The organism is Pontibacter anaerobius (assembly GCF_026241195.1).
Classification (GTDB): Bacteria; Bacteroidota; Bacteroidia; order Cytophagales; family Hymenobacteraceae; genus Pontibacter; species Pontibacter anaerobius.
On record NZ_JAPFQO010000007.1, the window covers coordinates 268,016 to 285,281 of the forward strand.

The window sequence follows — 17,266 nt, forward strand, 5'->3', positions numbered from 1 at the left end:
CTTCGTTACTACTGTCAGAACTAACCAACAGTAGTAGCCTATACTCCCACATGTGCAGCTTTGGCTATGAGAAGTATGAATTGTTTCTGCTACGTTGCTGTCGTCTTAGTTGTTGGTGAAAACACCAACAACGGCGGAAAGATTATTCAACCGGATAATTTCCTCATGAAGTGGAGTATCATCTTTTGTATATATATATTCTGCGACTTAATTATGTCTGCCGACATATAGTTAAATCCGCTTCCAATGAAGCATACTATTTTCATTTGTTTTGTCTTTACGATGGGCTAAAAGTGAAGGCAACAGTATTCCATCCACTGGCAGGGCGCCAGCAGTAACATGGAATGTGTAAGAGGTAGGAAAAAGAAGAAGGAGGACAACGTGCCCTCCTTCTTTAGTTATTTACGATCCGCAAGCTTCGCAAGCGTCTGGGTTGTCTAGCGAGCAACTCATGTCGCTGCGGTTTTGGTCTTGGCTGTAAACCGGCGAAAGGGTTTCGGCGGCTTGTTTCTCTACGGTAAACTTGATGGCGTCTACAGCAGACTTGGTGCGCAGGTAGTACATACCTGTTTTCAGGCCGCGCTTCCAGGCGTGGAAGTGCATGGAAGTCAGCTTGCCGAAGTTCACGTTCTGCACGTGCAGGTTCAGCGACTGGCTCTGGCAAATAAACGCGCCACGGTCGGCACTCATATCAATCACGGCACGCTGGCTGATCTCCCACACTGTTTTGTACAGGTCTTTGATGTGCTGCGGGATGTTCGGGATATCCTGCACAGAACCGTTGGCAGCGATGATGTCGTTCTTCATCTTATCGTTCCAGATACCTAGCGCGATCAGGTCTTTGAGCAGGTGCTTGTTCACCACCATAAACTCACCACTCAGTACGCGGCGCAGGTAAATGTTAGAAGTATAAGGCTCAAACGACTCGTTGTTACCCAGGATCTGGGCTGTAGAAGCTGTTGGCATAGGGGCCAGCAACAGCGAGTTACGTGCACCATGTTCCATTACGTCTTTGCGCAGGCTTTCCCAGTCCCAGCGGCCTGACTCTGGCGTAACACCCCACATATCAAACTGGAACTTACCTTCTGATAGCGGAGACCCTTTAAACGTTTCGTAAGGGCCTTGTTTCTTGGCAAGGTCTTTAGAGGCCGTCATGGCCGCAAAGTAGATCGTCTCAAAGATATCCTTGTTTAACCCTTTCGCCTCGTCACTCTCGAACGGCATACGCAGGTGAATAAAAGTATCCGCCAGGCCCTGCACACCCAAACCGATCGGGCGGTGACGCATGTTTGAGTTTTGCGCCTCCGGTACTGGGTAATAGTTTATGTCGATAACCTTGTTCAGGTTAACAGTGGCGTGATACGTTACATCAAACAGCTTCTGGTGGTCGAAGGTCTTGTTGCCGTTGTCATCTTCTTTCACAAAGCGCGGCAGTGCCAGCGAGGCAAGGTTACAAACAGCTACTTCGTCTTCGCTGGTGTACTCCATAATCTCGGTGCACAGGTTCGAGCTCTTGATCGTGCCCAGGTTCTGCTGGTTGCTCTTGCTGTTCGCATTGTCCTTGTACAGCATGTAAGGCGTACCTGTTTCGATCTGCGACTCCAGCACATGGAACCACAGGTCCTGCGCTTTTACGGTTTTGCGGGCACGGCCCTCGCGCTCATACTTCTCGTACAGGCGCTCAAAGTCTTTGCCCCAGCAGTCGGCCAGGCCAGGCGCTTCGTTCGGGCAGAACAGGCTCCAGTCGCCGTTCTCCTCCACGCGCTTCATGAACAGGTCTGGTGTCCAGAGGGCATAAAACAGGTCGCGGGCGCGGTTCTCTTCCTTACCATGGTTCTTCTTCAGCTCCAGGAACTCGAAGATGTCGGCATGCCACGGCTCCAGGTAAATCGCGAAAGCTCCTTTGCGCTTGCCGCCGCCCTGGTCCACGTAGCGGGCTGTGTCGTTAAACACCTTCAGCATCGGGATGATACCGTTAGAAGTGCCGTTGGTGCCTTTAATATATGATCCTGTGGCGCGCACGTTGTGGATGCTCAGGCCAATACCGCCAGCGCTCTGCGAGATCTGGGCGCACTGCTTCAGGGTATCGTAAATGCCTGGTATGCTATCGTCCTTCATGGTTAGCAAGAAGCACGAGGACAGCTGTGGCTTAGGCGTACCGGCGTTAAATAAGGTTGGGGTGGCGTGCGTAAACCACTTCTCAGACATGAGGTTATAAGTCTCAATGGCAGATTCGATGTCCTCCTTGTGGATACCCACGGCCACACGCATCAACATGTGCTGCGGACGCTCCACAATCTTGCCGTCCAGGCGAAGCAGGTAGGAGCGCTCCAGTGTCTTATAGCCGAAGTAATCGTAGTTGTAGTCGCGGTCGTAGATGATAGTAGAATCGAGCAGGGCCGCGTTTTTACGGATAATCTCATACACATCCTTGGCGATCAGCGAGGCGTTCTCACCGGTTTTAGGGTCTGTGTAAGTATACAGGCGCTTCATGGTGTTGGAGAATGACTTGCTCGTAACCTTGTGCAGGTTAGAGATCGCCACACGGGCGGCCAGCACGGCATAGTCCGGGTGCTTGGTCGTCAGCGACGCAGCGGTCTCGGCAGCCAGGTTGTCCAGTTCTACAGTTGTAACACCATCGTAAATTCCGTCAATCACTTTCTTGGCTACCTCAATCGGTGACACATAATCCATGTGCAAGCCATAGCACAGCTTCTCGATGCGTGCGGTAATCTTGTCGAATTTGACGGACTCGCGTCTGCCGTCTCGTTTAACTACTAACATAGCGTATACAATTAACGGGTGTAAAAGACCCGGGTGGTTAATAAAAGATATATAAAAGGCCGCTGCCGCTGCAGCAGGTGGTTGTACTTTAGAGATACATACAATCAGCCCATACGCAAGTGCGTGTGTAAGCCGTTGTAGTACAAATGATTATGCGCAAAGCTAAATGCTTTTACTATATAGAAGGGTTGAGATACCCTTTTAGGTGGCGGTGATGCCACCTACGGTTCCGGTTGCGGATTTGCGGTCACCTCTGTTGCTTCTACTGCCGCCCGGCATTACGGTAATATAAGAGTATGTTCAGGTGGGGAAAGAAGGTGTGCTTTTTCCCTTTGGTCACCTAAACATACAAAGGAATATCTAATCTTAAAAGTCTTCGTCCAGAGAGAACATCTTTTTGTCTTTGTCGCCCAGTACGCCGGCCTTCTGGTACTCGCCCACGCGTTTCTCGAAGAAGTTGGTCTTGCCCTGCAGCGAGATCATCTCCATAAAATCGAATGGGTTAGTGGAGTTGTAGATCTTCTTGCAGCCCAGCTCGCCCAGCAGGCGGTCGGCCACAAACTCAATGTACTGGCTCATCAGTTTGGCGTTCATCCCGATCAGGTCTACCGGCAGCGCATCAGTTACAAACTCCTGCTCTATGCTTACCGCATCGCGGATAATTTCATGCACACGGCTCTCCGGCAGCTTGTTTACCAGCATCTTGTACAGCAGGCAGGCAAAATCGCAGTGCAGGCCTTCGTCTCTCGAGATCAGCTCGTTAGAGAAGGTGAGGCCCGGCATCAGGCCGCGCTTCTTCAGCCAGAAAATAGAGCAGAAAGAGCCCGAGAAGAAAATACCCTCCACAGCCGCAAAAGCGATCAGGCGCTCAGCAAAGTTCTCGCTCTCGATCCACTTCAGCGCCCACTCCCCTTTGCGTTTCACGGCAGGCACCGTTTCCAGGGCGTTAAACAGGTGGTCTTTCTCCGCCTGCTTCTTTACATAAGTATCTATAAGGAGCGAGTAAGTTTCGGAGTGGATGTTCTCCATCATAATCTGGAAGCCATAGAAGCAGCGCGCCTCCGGTATCTGTACCTCGTTCATGAAGTTAACGGCCAGGTTCTCGTTCACGATGCCATCGGAGGCAGCGAAGAAGGCCAGCACGTGGCTGATAAAGTGGCGCTCGCCGTCATTCAGGTTCTCCCAGTCCTTCAGGTCCTGGCTAAGGTCAATTTCCTCGGCTGTCCAGAAGCTGGCTTCTGCCTTCTTGTACATCTGCCATACCTCGTCGTTCTGAATCGGGAACAGTACAAAGCGGTTAGGGTTCTCTTGCAGTATTGGCTCCATAATTTTGTAAATAAGCGTTTTATTGGTTGAAGGGGTAAGCTGATTAGCTTAGAAAACACCCCGTTTAAATTTCTTTTTGGGTGGATGTCTGATCTGGCACCCGGTAGTATCCTGACTTCAAATATATAGAAATGAACTTGATTTCGAGGGTTAAAGTTGTTCAATTTATGCACATGCCCTTGCCGCTGAATTTAGGCCGGTTTTGCTCGTAATGCACATGGTTATCCACATTGTAATTCACGTATATGCAAAGTATGAAATATTAGCAAAAGTACATGTATTGCCTGTTTAGTGCATTTGAGCATGATTTGGGGAAGGAAATGGGTAGATTTTTCTGAAGCGGAGGGTGTGTGCACAGGTTTGTACTTGCTGCCGAAGAGAAAGCATAGGGGTGGACACATTCTTTGTTTACGCTTTTGTGGAAAAGTATGGCACGGTAGATCGGGTGCAAGTATTTGATGTAAAACTGCTTATGCGATTTATTGACAAGTTGTGAAATTGTATATACACATATACACATACTTTTCCACATGCCTGTGTAAGGGAGGTGGCGTAGAGGAACAATTTGTTATACAAGCCGTTGCAAATATCAAAATGAAGCCGTACTTTTGCGGACTAAATCTTTTAAACATACATTGAAGCTGATGTACGCAATTGTAGAAATCGCAGGTCAACAGACCAAAGTAGAGAGCGGTAAGTTCATCTACGCTAACAAGCTTTCCGGCAATGAAGGTGACGCCGTTGAGTTCGCCAATGTTCTTCTAACAGACGACAACGGTACAATCACTGTTGGTGCTCCTTTCGTGGATGGTATCAAGGTAACCGGTAAGATCTTGGGTGAGGTGAGAGCCGACAAGGTTCATATCTTCAAGAAGAAGAGAAGAAAAGGGTATAGAAAGTCGAGAGGTCATCGTCAGAACTATACTAAAGTTCTTATCGAAAACATTGGTTAAGCAGTAAGAAGAAATTAATCGTAGAACCTTTTGGGCTTAGCTTGCTAACCCAATTAAATAGTAAAAGAAAATGGCACACAAAAAAGGCGTTGGTAGTTCCAATAACGGCCGCGAATCGCATTCTAAACGACTGGGTGTTAAGATTTACGGTGGCCAGGAGATTATTGCAGGTAACATCATTGTAAGACAAAGAGGTACTGCACACCACCCAAGCACTAACGTGGGTATGGGTAAAGACCACACACTGTTTGCTCTGACTGACGGTGTGGTACAGTTCAGAAAAGGTAAGAAAAACCGTTCTTACGTTTCTGTAGTACCAAATAACGTAGAGGCAGAAGCTTAATTAAGCTTTATTGCTACAAGACAAGAGAGGGGTGCCCAACGGGTGCCCCTCTTTTTTTGAAAAATAATTGACGCAAGCGTAACATCCCGCTAGAGCCGGCGTACATATAAGCAAGGATCGGATTCGTGATTAAACGAAGAAGATTCTAAAGGAAAAGGACACGATAAGTGTCCTTTTCTGTTTTTATACCTCCCATACTTCTCTCCGCTCGCCATTTTCGTGTAACTAATTTCTTTTTTCCACGGATATACCTTTACTTTGTTATTCTTATCAAGAAAGACTGAGGGACAGGGCCCGATGACGTCTTAGCAACCATGTATAAAGCTTGGTGCTAACTCCCTCCTGGTGCAACAGCAGCCAGGGAAGATAAGATTGATCCTGCCTTACCTCAGGTGTCCTTCTTGATAAGCCGCGTAGAAGACTTATGAGAAGAAAGACATCGACCATGACCAAAACACATCCGATTTATACTTTGCTGCAGGAACGCGTGCTCGTGCTCGACGGCGCCATGGGCACCATGATCCAGCGTTACGAGCTTACGGAAGCAGATTTCCGTGGCGAGCGTTTCAAAGATCACCCCTCCGACCTGAAAGGCAACAACGATTTACTTTCCATTACCCGCCCGGATATCATCAAAGCCATTCATACCGAGTACCTGGAGGCTGGTGCCGATATTATCGAAACCAACACCTTTAGCGGTACAAGTATAGCCATGGCGGACTATAGTCTGGAGCATATTGTGTATGAACTGAATTATGAGTCGGCAAAAATTGCACGTGAAGCTTCGGATGAGGTAGAGGCTAAAGATCCTTCGCATAAACGCTTTGTAGCTGGCGCTATCGGTCCGACAAACCGTACCGCTTCGCTTTCCCCGGATGTGAACAACCCTGGCTACCGTGCCATTACTTTCGACCAGCTGGTAGCCGCTTACTATGAGCAGGTGCGTGGTTTGGTTGATGGCGGCTCTGATCTGCTGCTGGTTGAAACGGTTTTTGATACGCTTAACTGTAAGGCGGCTCTTTTTGCTATTCAGCAGTTTGTAAATGATGGCGGCAAAGAACTGCCGATCATGGTATCAGGCACAATCACAGATGCCAGCGGACGCACCTTGTCTGGCCAGACCGTAGAAGCCTTTTATAACTCGATCTCGCATGCGCCTATACTTAGCGTGGGCTTTAACTGTGCTTTGGGCGCACGGCAGCTTAAAACGCACATCCAGGAGCTGTCTCGCATCTCGGATTGTTACATCAGTGCGTACCCGAATGCCGGTTTGCCAAATGCTTTTGGTGGCTACGACGAGACAGCCCAGCAAATGGGCGCTATAGTTGAAGAGTATTTAAAAGAAGGTTTGGTTAATATACTGGGTGGTTGTTGTGGCACCACGCCAGTACATACCAAAGTAATTGCAGACTTAGTGCGAAAGTATAAACCGCACGTTCCTACCCCGGTTGCCCCACTCCCTCGTTACAGCGGCCTCGAGCCACTAACTATAACTCCCGAAAGTCTTTTTGTAAATGTCGGCGAACGCACCAATGTTACCGGCTCCAAAATGTTCTCCCGCCTAATCGTTAACGGCCAGTTTGAAGAAGCCTTAGCAGTTGCCCGTCAGCAGGTAGAAGGTGGCGCGCAGATCATCGACGTGAACATGGACGAAGGCATGCTTGACTCAGAGCAGGCCATGGCCAACTTTCTTAACCTGATCGCTTCTGAACCGGATATTGCCAAACTACCTATCATGATCGACTCTTCTAAATGGAGCGTGATTGAAGCAGGCTTAAAATGTGTGCAGGGTAAATCTATCGTTAACTCTATATCGCTGAAAGAAGGCGAAGAAGCCTTTAAAAAACTAGCCCGCAAGGTGCGTCAGTATGGTGCTGCGGTGGTGGTGATGGCTTTTGATGAGCAGGGCCAGGCTGACACGCTGGAACGGAGAAAAGAGATTTGCGAACGCTCTTACCGCATATTGGTGGATGAAGTAGGCTTCCCGCCGCAAGACATTATTTTTGACCCGAACATACTGGCTATTGCCACCGGCATAGAAGAGCATAACAACTATGCTGTTGATTTTATAGAAGTAGTAAAATGGATAAAAGCCAACCTGCCGCACGCACAGGTAAGCGGTGGCGTAAGTAACCTGTCATTCTCTTTTAGGGGTAACGATGCCGTGCGTGAAGCGATGCACACCGTGTTTTTATACTATGCCGTGCAGGCTGGTATGGACATGGGTATTGTGAATGCCGGTATGCTGGGCGTGTACAGCGAAATACCAACCGACCTGCGCGACCTGATAGAAGACGTGATCTTTAACCGCCACCCGGATGCAACTGAGAAGCTGGTAAACTATGCCGAAACTATAAAAGGTAAAGGCAAGACTGCCGCTGCCGCCGACACCGCCTGGCGCGATGCCCCTGTTGAGGAACGCCTGAAGCATGCATTGGTAAAAGGTATAATTGAGTTTATAGACGAAGACACCGAGGAAGCCCGTCAGAAAGCGGCCAAAACGCTTGATGTGATAGAAGGACCGCTGATGGCAGGTATGTCAGTGGTTGGTGACTTGTTTGGTGCCGGTAAGATGTTTTTGCCGCAGGTAGTGAAAAGTGCCCGCGTGATGAAGAAATCGGTGGCGTACCTGTTGCCGTTTATGGAAGCAGAAAAGCTGGCTGGTGATACGTCTAAATCTACAGCCGGGACTATACTGATGGCAACTGTAAAAGGCGACGTACACGACATCGGGAAGAACATTGTGGGCGTGGTACTGGCCTGTAACAATTATGAAGTAATTGACCTGGGTGTAATGGTACAGCTGGACAAGATCCTGTCTGAAGCCGAAGCGCATAAAGTAGATATCATTGGATTGAGCGGATTGATCACACCATCGCTGGATGAAATGGTATATGTGGCGCAGGAAATGGAACGGCGTGGCATGAAGATTCCGCTGCTGATCGGTGGTGCAACTACATCGCGTGTGCATACGGCCGTTAAGATAGCTCCACAATACAGCGGTCCGGTAGTGCACGTGCATGATGCCTCACGAAGCGTAACCGTGGTTAGCAGTTTGCTGAGCAGCGAACGCGAGAGTTACATCGCCGAAATAAAAGCAGAATACGAAAAGTTACGCCAAGATCACCTGAGCCGTACCAAAGACCGTGCTTTTGCAAGTATAGAAGAAGCCCGTGCCAACAAGTTTAAAGTAGATTGGAACAGCACAAAGCCAACGAAGCCAAGCTTTATCGGCAACAAAGTATACACCCATTATCCTTTAGAGGAGATCGTGCCTTACATCGACTGGACACCTTTCTTCCATACCTGGGAGCTCAAGCGCCAATACCCGAAAATCCTGAGCGATCCGGAACTGGGAGCAGAAGCCACCAAACTATTTGCAGATGCCCAGGCCATGTTGAAGGAGATTGTGGAGAAGCAACTGTTGGAAGCGCGAGCCGTGGTTGGTTTTTACCCTGCAAACGTTGAGGCTGACGATACCATCGAAGTATACGCCGATGATTCACGTGAAAACGTGCTGACGGAGTTCCATACCTTAAGGCAGCAGGGCAAAAAGGGCGCCAGTGTGCCAAACCTGGCTTTCTCTGATTTCGTGGCTCCGAAGGAAAAAGGCGTGCAAGATTACATCGGGGGTTTTGTGGTTTCGGCTGGTTTCGGTATCGAGAAGCTGCTAGCCAAGTATGAAGCCGAGCACGACGATTACAAAGCCATCATGGTGAAAGCGTTGGCTGATAGATTAGCCGAGGCCTTTGCCGAACTAATGCACCTGAAAGTTCGAAGAGAACTGTGGGGATACGCGCCGAACGAGCAGCTGGACAACGAAGGCCTGATCAAAGAGCAATACAAAGGCATCCGTCCGGCCCCGGGCTACCCTGGCTGCCCGGATCATACCGAGAAAATCACGTTGTTTAACCTGCTGGATGCCGAGAGAACATCAGGCGTTATACTTACCGAGAACCTGGCCATGTACCCGGCGGCTTCGGTGAGCGGCTTATACTTCTCGCATCCGGAATCACGCTACTTTGGCTTGGGTAAGATTGGCGAAGACCAGGTTTCTGACATCGCGCAGCGCAAAAGTATGACCAAAGAGGAACTGGAACGCTGGCTGTCGCCGAACCTGAACTATGAGCCAAAGCCAGTAGAGCAGCAGGCGGTGTAAGAATCAAACCACCCCTGCCCCTCCTTGTCCAAGGAGGGGAGCCTGCTATTACTTTATTACATTTCAAGTTTTATAACTGAAGGCTATTGAATGCAATAGCACAAACTATGAACTCTAAAAATTGAAGTTGTAGGTAAAGTTCCCCGCCTTAGACAAGGAGGGGTTAGGGGTGGTTGGACCCGGCAATGCAAACCAGCCATGTAACAACTAAGCAATTTAACCATCATCATAAATTGAAAGTAACAGACCACTTCAAAAACGCTAACGGCAAAACGCTGTTTACTTTTGAGATTCTGCCTCCGCTGAAGGGCGAGAACATGAAAACCCTGTTCAGCCACATTGACCCGCTGATGGAGTTCAAGCCGCCTTTTATTGACGTGACCTACCACCGCGAAGAGTACGTGTATAAGCAGCGCGAGAATGGTTTATTGGAGAAAATTACCACGCGAAAGCGCCCCGGTACGGTAGGTATTTGTGCCGCCATCCAGAACAATTATAAGGTAGACACGGTGCCGCACCTGATCTGCGGGGGCTTTAACAAAGAGGAAACCGAGAACGCCCTTATCGACCTGCACTTCCTGGGCATAGACAACGTGCTGGTGCTGCGTGGCGACTGCGTAAAGAGCGAGCAACGCTTTGTGCCGGAGCCGGGAGGGCATCATTACGCGTCGGAACTGATAGAGCAGGTGGTGGAGATGAATAATGGTTGTTATTTAGACGATGAGCAGGTAAGCAACAGTTGCACCGATTTCTGCATTGGTGTGGCCGGCTACCCGGAGAAGCACTTCGAGGCACCTAACTTAAAATCGGATCTGCGCTGGCTGAAAAAGAAAGTGGAGCTAGGCGCGGAGTACATCGTCACGCAGATGTTCTTCGACAACCAGAAATACTTCGATTTCGTGAACGCCTGCCGCGCAGAGGGTATTGATGTGCCGATAATACCAGGTTTAAAGCCGATGACCACCAAAACCCAGCTCACTTTGTTGCCAAGCCTGTTCCACATCGAAATACCCTGCGACCTGGCCGATGCTATTGAAGCCTGCCCGGATAACAAAGCAGCGGCGCAGGTTGGCGTGGAGTGGGCCATACAGCAATCAAAAGAGCTGATGGAGTTTGGCGTGCCATGCCTGCACTACTACTCTATGGGCAAATCGGGCTCGGTGCGTAAAGTGGCCGAGGCTTTATTTTAAGAACACCTTTTACTAATCTATACTTTCTAACCTGAGGCCGGGGCGCATGCTCCGGCTTTTTATTTGTTCTGCCGCAAGTTTCCAACTTGTGGCTATACTTGGCGCCAGTTTTTAACTGGCGTTGCTCCATACATTACTTATGCCAGTTATAAACTGGCATTCATACTTAACCACCTTTACCGCTGCGCTCAAACTGGCGGTATTTATGTGTCACAGATAGCGCAGACTGTCCCCTTGAGGGGGTCGCAGGGGTGTTTACACATGCAAACTCATCAGTTTTGCTATCAAAAGCATTTCGCTCCGCGAGCTTAACATCCCTATTGACTCATGGTCGCAAGTTTCAAACTCTCGTTCTCACTTGTCCTCAAGGGGACAATTAGCTAAAGAAATACAGGAGGCGACAAACTGCTCGCGGCCTGCCTCCTCTACAACTTGGCAAACTCCGGCGATAAAGTATAAAGTACCGGTTTGCTGGGGCTGGCATCGAGTTGGAGGCTGGCGATCTGGATGTTCAGTAAGTATAAACCATCAGCAATATAGTCTGGGGCGTAAATAAGCTCGGTAATGGTGGCCCCGCATCGCGTGTTTTCCGGGTACTGCCAGAAGGCGTGGTGGCACAGGAGCTTGCCCTCGTCCATTTCCCTATCTACAGAAGGCAGATCGAGCAGCAGGTGCTGTATACCTTGCTCCGCCAGGTATTGCCCGATGGTGTACTCTAAGTATGGCGGGTTAGTGCCGGAGTAGTGGCGGGTGAGCTTATCATCGGAGTTAGGCAGGGTTCGGATAATCACAGCTTCAGGCTTCAGGTTTTGCAGCTGCGCTTTCACATCTTCCAGCATTACTACTTCATCACCGTTTTCCTGTTTTTGCGGAGTTATAGTTATGAGCTGTGCCACAAATAAAAAGCGCTTCAGGCAGTTGTGTATGGTGGCGATTTCATCAGCGGAGATGTGGCCGTAGCACTCGGTATGGGTGCCGTTGCCGTGCGGGGTTACATGCACACGCTTATAGTTGGTGCTGCCGCCTTCTGCCACGCTTCCCACAAAGTCCCCTACCCTAATTACATCAAAAGCTACCGGCTCTGCCCAAAAGCACTCGGGTTGCACTTCTCGGTCATGCAGCGGCATCGAAATATCCAGCGGCTGTAGCGGATCGAAAGTATAAGTCTGGTTTTGGTAGGTGATGGTGGCTTTCATGGTATGGCGGGCTTTTTAGCAAGTATAGCTTAAAAGTATGAATATTGCCCGACAAATAAAGTATGGCTTCTCGGTTAGCGTTACCCCCGCAGCCACAGCAGGGCAGCCTCATTGCTGGGGAAATTCCTGATTTCAAAGTTAACGGTGCCTAAAGCCTCTGCTCTGGTCACCACAGACTCGAACGAAAGTTTGTTGAACAGGTTATAGGGCAGCACCCGGGCCAACTTCTTTAGGCCCAGTTCTGATAAAGACTTGTAATAGGTGGTGGAGAGCCACTCCTTTGTCTCGGCTGACAGCGACCCTGTCGCCAAAGCGCTCAGCAGTAGTTTGTCGGTGCGGTTTTCCAGCATCAGCTGATGTAGCTTACTGGCTGTTTGCAGCATTTCCTCGTGCTTTACCTGGCGCAGCCACGTGTGGGATATCAGGTTATGCACACGATCTATGGCAATCTTGCTGATGTCGTTTTGGGAAAGCGTTTCGAGTTGCTGCATCGGGCATGGTCAGGTAACAGCCAAAGCTACGAATAAATCTTATTTAAAAAAGTACATAGAATTCGGTAGCGATCATTCCGCAAACAGGTCGAGCGTGATCTGGTCGGCCAGCAGCTTTCCCTTGTCCGTTAAGTATAGTATGCCGCCTTTTATACTTGCCAGCTCCTTTTGCTGGAGCTCCTGCAGATAAGCGGCGTGTGTTGCCTGCACATCATAGGTATACTTATCGCGCAGCAAAGTTAAATCGCAGCCCCAGATGGTGCGCAGCGTGGTAAGCAGGTAATCGTTTGCCTGGTCAGCCAGCGTAAGCTCTTCCACATCGGCCGGCACAGTGCCCTGGCTGATGGCTTCGGTATACTTGCGGTTGTTGGCTACGTTATACTGCCTGCTGTGGCCATTAAAGGAGTGCGCGCTCGGCCCCACACCCAGGTAGTGCACGCCGCGCCAGTAATTGCTGTTGTGCTTCGATTCGTGGCCGGGCTGGCTGAAGTTAGAGATCTCGTACTGCACGAACCCATGCTGCGCCATCTGCTCCAGCAGAATTTCGAACTGGCGGGCCGTAAATTCATCCCCGGAGGGTTTGAACTTGCCTTTCTTGCTCCAGCGGCCCAGCGCCGTGTCTGGCTCAATGGTGAGGGCGTAGCAGGAAACGTGCTGCACGTTCAGCGAGAAGAGTGTCTGCAGGTCCTGTTGCCAGATAGTATGGTCCGGTGCCGGGATGCCGTAGATCAGGTCCACGGTGATGTTATCGAAGCCGGCGGCCTGGGCATCGCGCACGCACTGCAGGCTCTCCGTGGCGTTGTGGGCGCGGTTCATCATGCGCAGGTGCGGCTCATGAAACGACTGCAGGCCTATACTCAGGCGGTTGATGCCGGCGGCTTTCAGCTCCTGCAGCTTCTCAGGCGAGAGGTCGTCGGGGTTGGCCTCCAGCGTTATTTCCGCCTCCCCCGAAACTATAAACAGCCTTTTAATGGTTTGCAGGAGTAGCTCCAATTCCTGCTGCGTGAGCAGCGAGGGCGTGCCGCCACCGAAATATATCGTGCGCACGGTCTGCCCCTGCAGGTACTCTTGCCGCAGCTCCAGTTCGCGGGCAATGGCCTCTATGGTAGCCGCCTTGTGTCCCATCGAAGTGCTGAAGTGGAAGTCGCAGTAATGGCAGGCTTGTTTGCAGAAAGGTATATGGAGGTATATGCCGGACAAAGTCGTATTTAATTCTTAAATTGATGGATGTCTAAACTGTTGATGGTCTGCAAACTGTACTTCTCTTAAAGTATAAAGTAAACCAGAACCCCTTACCTTTGCAGGAATAAAGTATAAACCGAACTTAGTTGTTGATCCATACATCCTTTTAACAATTTTACCATTTAACAGTTCAACCGCACAAATGTACAAAATAGCTGCCTTCTTGTTTTGCCTGATGCTGTGTCAGCCGCGGGTGCGTGCGCAGGAGGTGCAGCCGCCAGCCCCGGTGAAGCAGGAGCAGGCAAAGAAGCCGGAGGTGAAGCAGCCCGAAAAGGCAGACAAAGCACCGCCTGCCAACCGGGTGCAACTGTCGGTGAAGGCGTTGGATGCCGGCGGCAAACAGGTGCTCCGGCAGTATAACTTCCGGCAGTCGCTGCCCGACTCGGCCGAGGCCGTGAAGGAGGTGCGGGAGCTGGTGTACCGGCTGCAGCAGGACGCCTTTCTGCTGGCCTCCGCCGACAGTTTATACCTTGCCCGCGACACGCTCCACGTGAAACTTCATGTTGGCCAGCCTTTTGAGTGGGCGCAGTTGCGCAACGGAAACCTGAGTGAGGGGCTACTGGTAGAGGCGGGATTTAGAGAGAAATTTTACAACAACGTACCCTTTAAGCCAGCCGAGTTCGTGAAGCTGCAGCAGCGCATCCTGGACTACGCCGAGCGCAACGGCTATCCCTTCGCCAACGTGTGGCTCGATTCAGTAAGTATAACCGATAACAAAGTGGCTGCTACGCTGATGGTGGAGAAGGCTTTTGTAGTGAAGTATGATACATTGGAGATCGTAGGCAAGACCAAGACACAACCTAAATTTCTGATGCGCTACCTGCAGCTGCTGCCCGGCCAGCTCTACAACCAGGACCAGATAAACGCTTCGCAGCGGATGCTAACGCAGCTGTCCTACATCAAATCCACGCGCTCGCCGCAGGTGCGCTTTACCAGCGACAAAGCCAAAGTATACTATTACCTGGAGGATCGGCAGGCTAACCAGATCGATGGTGTGGTAGGCTTTCTGCCAGACCCCAACCGGCAGGACAAGCTGCTGATCACCGGCGAGGCGAACCTGAACATCCGCAATATCCGTGGCTCCGGCAAGCAGCTGGGGCTGCAGTGGCGGCGGGTAAGCGCAGGCTCGGTTATACTTAACGGGGAGTATTTGCACCCCAACTTTCTGGGCAGCCCCTTTGAGGTCGGCACCAAATTCAACCTGCTCAAGCAGGACTCCACCTTTATTACCGTGCAGCCGCGCCTGCAGCTGGGATATTATACTTTAAAGTATGGTAAGTTTAGTGTGTTTACAGAGTGGCGCAACTCCCGCATACTTTCGGAGGTGAGCCCACGGCGCCTGCAGCAGCTCGACCTGGCCGACGCCCAGACCACCACCTACGGCCTGAACTACCTCTGGAACAACCTCGACGACTTTTACTTTCCGCGGCGCGGGCGGCTGGCGGAGCTGCAGTTTGCCGCCGGCACCAAAAAGCTGCTGCGCAACGCCGACCTGGAGAAAAGCTTTTACGATACCCTGGACATGAAGAAGTCGCAACTGAGCCTGAGCATGCGGCTGGAGAACTTCCTGCGGCTGGGTAAGAACAGCGCCCTGCTTACCAGGCTGCGCGGCGAGGCCCTCTTCAGCGACCGCATTTTCCTGAACGACATGTACCGGCTGGGTGGCCTCTCCTCCCTCCGCGGCTTCGACGATTATTTCTTTTATGCCTCCAGCTATGCCGTGGGCACCCTGGAGTACCGGCTCTTCACTGCCTCCGACTCCTACGCCCTGCTTTTCTATGACCAAGGCTATTTTCGGCGTGATCTGGAGCGGGTATCGGTGGATGATTATCCTTTCGGGGTGGGCGCAGGGATCAGCTTCAGCACCGGTGCGGGCATTTTCCAGCTGGTATACTCACTGGGAAAGTCCGAACAGCAGCCGCTGTCGTTTAAGTATTCCAAGATTCACTTTGGGATAACAAGTAAATTCTAACGCAGGCCAACTTTTTTAGGGTTTTTAGGTATAAACACTTGCATGGTAAACTTCTTTAGTCTACTTTTGCATCATACTAACAGTGCGGGGTGGAGCAGTTGGTAGCTCGTTGGGCTCATAACCCAAAGGTCGCAAGTTCGAGTCTTGTCCCCGCTACCTCAGAAAAACGCCTGATTCAGAAATGAGTCAGGCGTTTTTGCTTTTGTGCGCTGATGTTGCATCTCCTCTTGCAAGCCCCTTCAGGTATGAAATCCAACCTCAAAGTATAGCATCTGGAATTATATTTTAAGCAGACGCTGAAACAATATGTGATATCTAGTATATTGTGCCCTTGTTTATACTTAGTCTTACGGTAGCCTATACTATTTGTGCTGTTGTCGCTGGTGCTGCAGCGGCGCTTGTACTTTTTCTATAGTCTCTCGTGAAATTGTCAAACCAACCTTTTTACCACTTTTTTATGAAACAACTTTACATGTTAATGGCGCTCTTTATGAGCGTGTTCCCTGCTTTTGCCCAAACAGACTCGCTGCAACTGCAGATCCAGGAAATTGAAAACTCCCTTCAATATCAGTATGGGGAGATATCGTTAGGCGACGGGCTGGCAAAGATCAAAGTGCCGGAAGGCTTTAAGTATTTGGATGCGGAGCAGTCGGAGTATGTGCTGACGGAGCTTTGGGGCAACCCTGCGTCTGGCACTACCATGGGCATGCTTGTGCCTAAGGATAAGGGTGTGCTGGACGATGATGCGTGGGTGTTCGATATCGAGTTTGATGAAATCGGCTACGTAGAGGACAAAGATGCGGAGGATATTGACTATGCTGAGCTGCTGAACACGATGAAGGATGACATGATTGCCGGCAACGAAGAGCGCGTGGCCAACGGCTACGAGAAGATTCAGCTCATCGGCTGGGCTTCGGAGCCATACTATGACCAGGAAAGCAAGATACTGCATTGGGCCAAAGAGGTAAAGTTCGGAGAGGCCGAGACAAACACGCTCAACTATAACGTCCGTATACTTGGTCGCAAAGGAGTTCTGATGCTCAATGCCATTGCCAACATGGAAAGCCTGCCGGAGGTAAAGCAAAACATTCCTTTAATTACCAGTAGCGTTTCCTTTGAGCAGGGGCACAGTTATTTTGACTTCAACCCGGATGTGGATGAAGTGGCCTCCTGGACAATTGGAGGACTGGTTGCCGGTAAAGTACTTACAAAAGTAGGCTTCTTTGCCCTGCTGCTTAAATTTTGGAAAGTTATAGCTGTTGCTGTGGCTGGCTTGGGCGGCTCCCTGTGGAAACGCTTTAGAGGTAAAAAAGAGGACGCAGCGGCCGTGGAGGAAGAAGTGCAGGAAAAAGTAACCGGTTAATTTACCGCAAGCTATATCAGGAAAGCGCCTGGTTCATGTATGAGCTAGGCGCTTTTGTTTTTTATAGTTTGTTCTCTGTCTTCCACTCCTCAGCTTCAATATAAGTTCAGTGTGGTTTTATCGCAATTTTCAGACTGTCAATCCGTTATACATTCACATATAATAAAAATCGAAGAAGCCACGTAACCTTTTACAGGTTTTGGCAATAGAGGTATAAGCGGGCATAGTGCCAAGTTGTTTCCTCTGC

The 17,266-nt window shown here is 50.2% G+C and carries 11 protein-coding genes, 1 tRNA gene and 1 riboswitch; of the genes, 7 read left to right on the top strand and 5 right to left on the bottom strand.

Features of this window, described 5'->3' with window-relative positions:
• Positions 1–402: 402 nt before the first annotated feature.
• Together OO017_RS11910 and OO017_RS11915 are read right to left on the bottom strand one after the other, a co-directional pair.
• Positions 403–2,784 carry a ribonucleoside-diphosphate reductase subunit alpha gene (locus tag OO017_RS11910; protein WP_266052719.1) on the bottom strand — a complete coding sequence of 794 codons (2,382 nt, stop codon included), beginning with the start codon at positions 2,782–2,784 and terminating at the stop codon, positions 403–405.
• Between the two features lie 366 nt (positions 2,785–3,150).
• Positions 3,151–4,110 (bottom strand): ribonucleoside-diphosphate reductase small subunit, encoded by a 960-nt coding sequence (locus tag OO017_RS11915; RefSeq protein WP_266052720.1) that lies wholly within the window; start codon positions 4,108–4,110, stop codon positions 3,151–3,153.
• A 644-nt stretch (positions 4,111–4,754) separates the two neighbouring features.
• Here OO017_RS11915 and rplU point away from each other — a divergent pair.
• From rplU to metF, 4 genes are all read left to right on the top strand, one after another.
• A complete protein-coding gene (gene rplU, locus OO017_RS11920) occupies positions 4,755–5,063 on the top strand; it encodes a 50S ribosomal protein L21 (RefSeq protein WP_266052721.1) in 309 nt (102 codons plus the stop codon).
• Positions 5,064–5,133: 70 nt separating this feature from the next.
• On the top strand, positions 5,134–5,406 hold the full coding sequence (gene rpmA, locus OO017_RS11925; protein WP_266052722.1) for a 50S ribosomal protein L27: 273 nt from the start codon (positions 5,134–5,136) through the stop codon (positions 5,404–5,406).
• Between the two features lie 264 nt (positions 5,407–5,670).
• A riboswitch (SAM riboswitch) is annotated at positions 5,671–5,779 on the top strand.
• A gap of 51 nt (positions 5,780–5,830) precedes the next feature.
• Positions 5,831–9,565: a methionine synthase gene (metH, locus tag OO017_RS11930; RefSeq protein WP_266052723.1), complete on the top strand. Its 3,735-nt coding sequence runs from the start codon at positions 5,831–5,833 to the stop codon at positions 9,563–9,565.
• A 233-nt stretch (positions 9,566–9,798) separates the two neighbouring features.
• A complete protein-coding gene (gene metF, locus OO017_RS11935) occupies positions 9,799–10,755 on the top strand; it encodes a methylenetetrahydrofolate reductase [NAD(P)H] (RefSeq protein ID WP_266052724.1) in 957 nt (318 codons plus the stop codon).
• Positions 10,756–11,180: 425 nt separating this feature from the next.
• Here metF and OO017_RS11940 read toward each other — a convergent pair whose 3' ends face one another.
• From OO017_RS11940 to hemW, 3 genes are all read right to left on the bottom strand, one after another.
• Entirely contained in the window at positions 11,181–11,951 is a 771-nt protein-coding gene (locus tag OO017_RS11940) for a cyclase family protein (RefSeq protein WP_266052725.1), read from the bottom strand.
• An 80-nt stretch (positions 11,952–12,031) separates the two neighbouring features.
• Positions 12,032–12,442, bottom strand: coding sequence for a hypothetical protein (locus OO017_RS11945; protein WP_266052726.1), 411 nt, complete (start codon positions 12,440–12,442; stop codon positions 12,032–12,034).
• Between the two features lie 72 nt (positions 12,443–12,514).
• Positions 12,515–13,642: a radical SAM family heme chaperone HemW gene (gene hemW, locus OO017_RS11950; RefSeq protein WP_266052727.1), complete on the bottom strand. Its 1,128-nt coding sequence runs from the start codon at positions 13,640–13,642 to the stop codon at positions 12,515–12,517.
• A 184-nt stretch (positions 13,643–13,826) separates the two neighbouring features.
• On the opposite strand from hemW, the gene OO017_RS11955 reads away from it, so the two are divergent.
• From OO017_RS11955 to OO017_RS11965, 3 genes are all read left to right on the top strand, one after another.
• Positions 13,827–15,656 (top strand): BamA/OMP85 family outer membrane protein, encoded by a 1,830-nt coding sequence (locus tag OO017_RS11955; protein ID WP_266052728.1) that lies wholly within the window; start codon positions 13,827–13,829, stop codon positions 15,654–15,656.
• An 83-nt stretch (positions 15,657–15,739) separates the two neighbouring features.
• A tRNA-Met gene (locus OO017_RS11960) sits at positions 15,740–15,812 on the top strand.
• Between the two features lie 301 nt (positions 15,813–16,113).
• Positions 16,114–17,019 (top strand): DUF2167 domain-containing protein, encoded by a 906-nt coding sequence (locus tag OO017_RS11965; protein WP_266052729.1) that lies wholly within the window; start codon positions 16,114–16,116, stop codon positions 17,017–17,019.
• Positions 17,020–17,266 lie beyond the last annotated feature (247 nt).

What these genes read in the sequence shown, in the direction of transcription:
- OO017_RS11910 (WP_266052719.1), bottom strand. Translation starts at nt 2,784, where the DNA reads ATGTTAGTAGTTAAACGAGACGGCAGACGCGAGTCCGTCAAATTCGAC.
- OO017_RS11915 (WP_266052720.1), bottom strand. Translation starts at nt 4,110, where the DNA reads ATGGAGCCAATACTGCAAGAGAACCCTAACCGCTTTGTACTGTTCCCG.
- rplU (WP_266052721.1), top strand. Translation starts at nt 4,755, where the DNA reads ATGTACGCAATTGTAGAAATCGCAGGTCAACAGACCAAAGTAGAGAGC.
- rpmA (WP_266052722.1), top strand. Translation starts at nt 5,134, where the DNA reads ATGGCACACAAAAAAGGCGTTGGTAGTTCCAATAACGGCCGCGAATCG.
- metH (WP_266052723.1), top strand. Translation starts at nt 5,831, where the DNA reads ATGAGAAGAAAGACATCGACCATGACCAAAACACATCCGATTTATACT.
- OO017_RS11940 (WP_266052725.1), bottom strand. Translation starts at nt 11,951, where the DNA reads ATGAAAGCCACCATCACCTACCAAAACCAGACTTATACTTTCGATCCG.
- OO017_RS11945 (WP_266052726.1), bottom strand. Translation starts at nt 12,442, where the DNA reads ATGCAGCAACTCGAAACGCTTTCCCAAAACGACATCAGCAAGATTGCC.
- OO017_RS11955 (WP_266052728.1), top strand. Translation starts at nt 13,827, where the DNA reads ATGTACAAAATAGCTGCCTTCTTGTTTTGCCTGATGCTGTGTCAGCCG.
- OO017_RS11965 (WP_266052729.1), top strand. Translation starts at nt 16,114, where the DNA reads ATGAAACAACTTTACATGTTAATGGCGCTCTTTATGAGCGTGTTCCCT.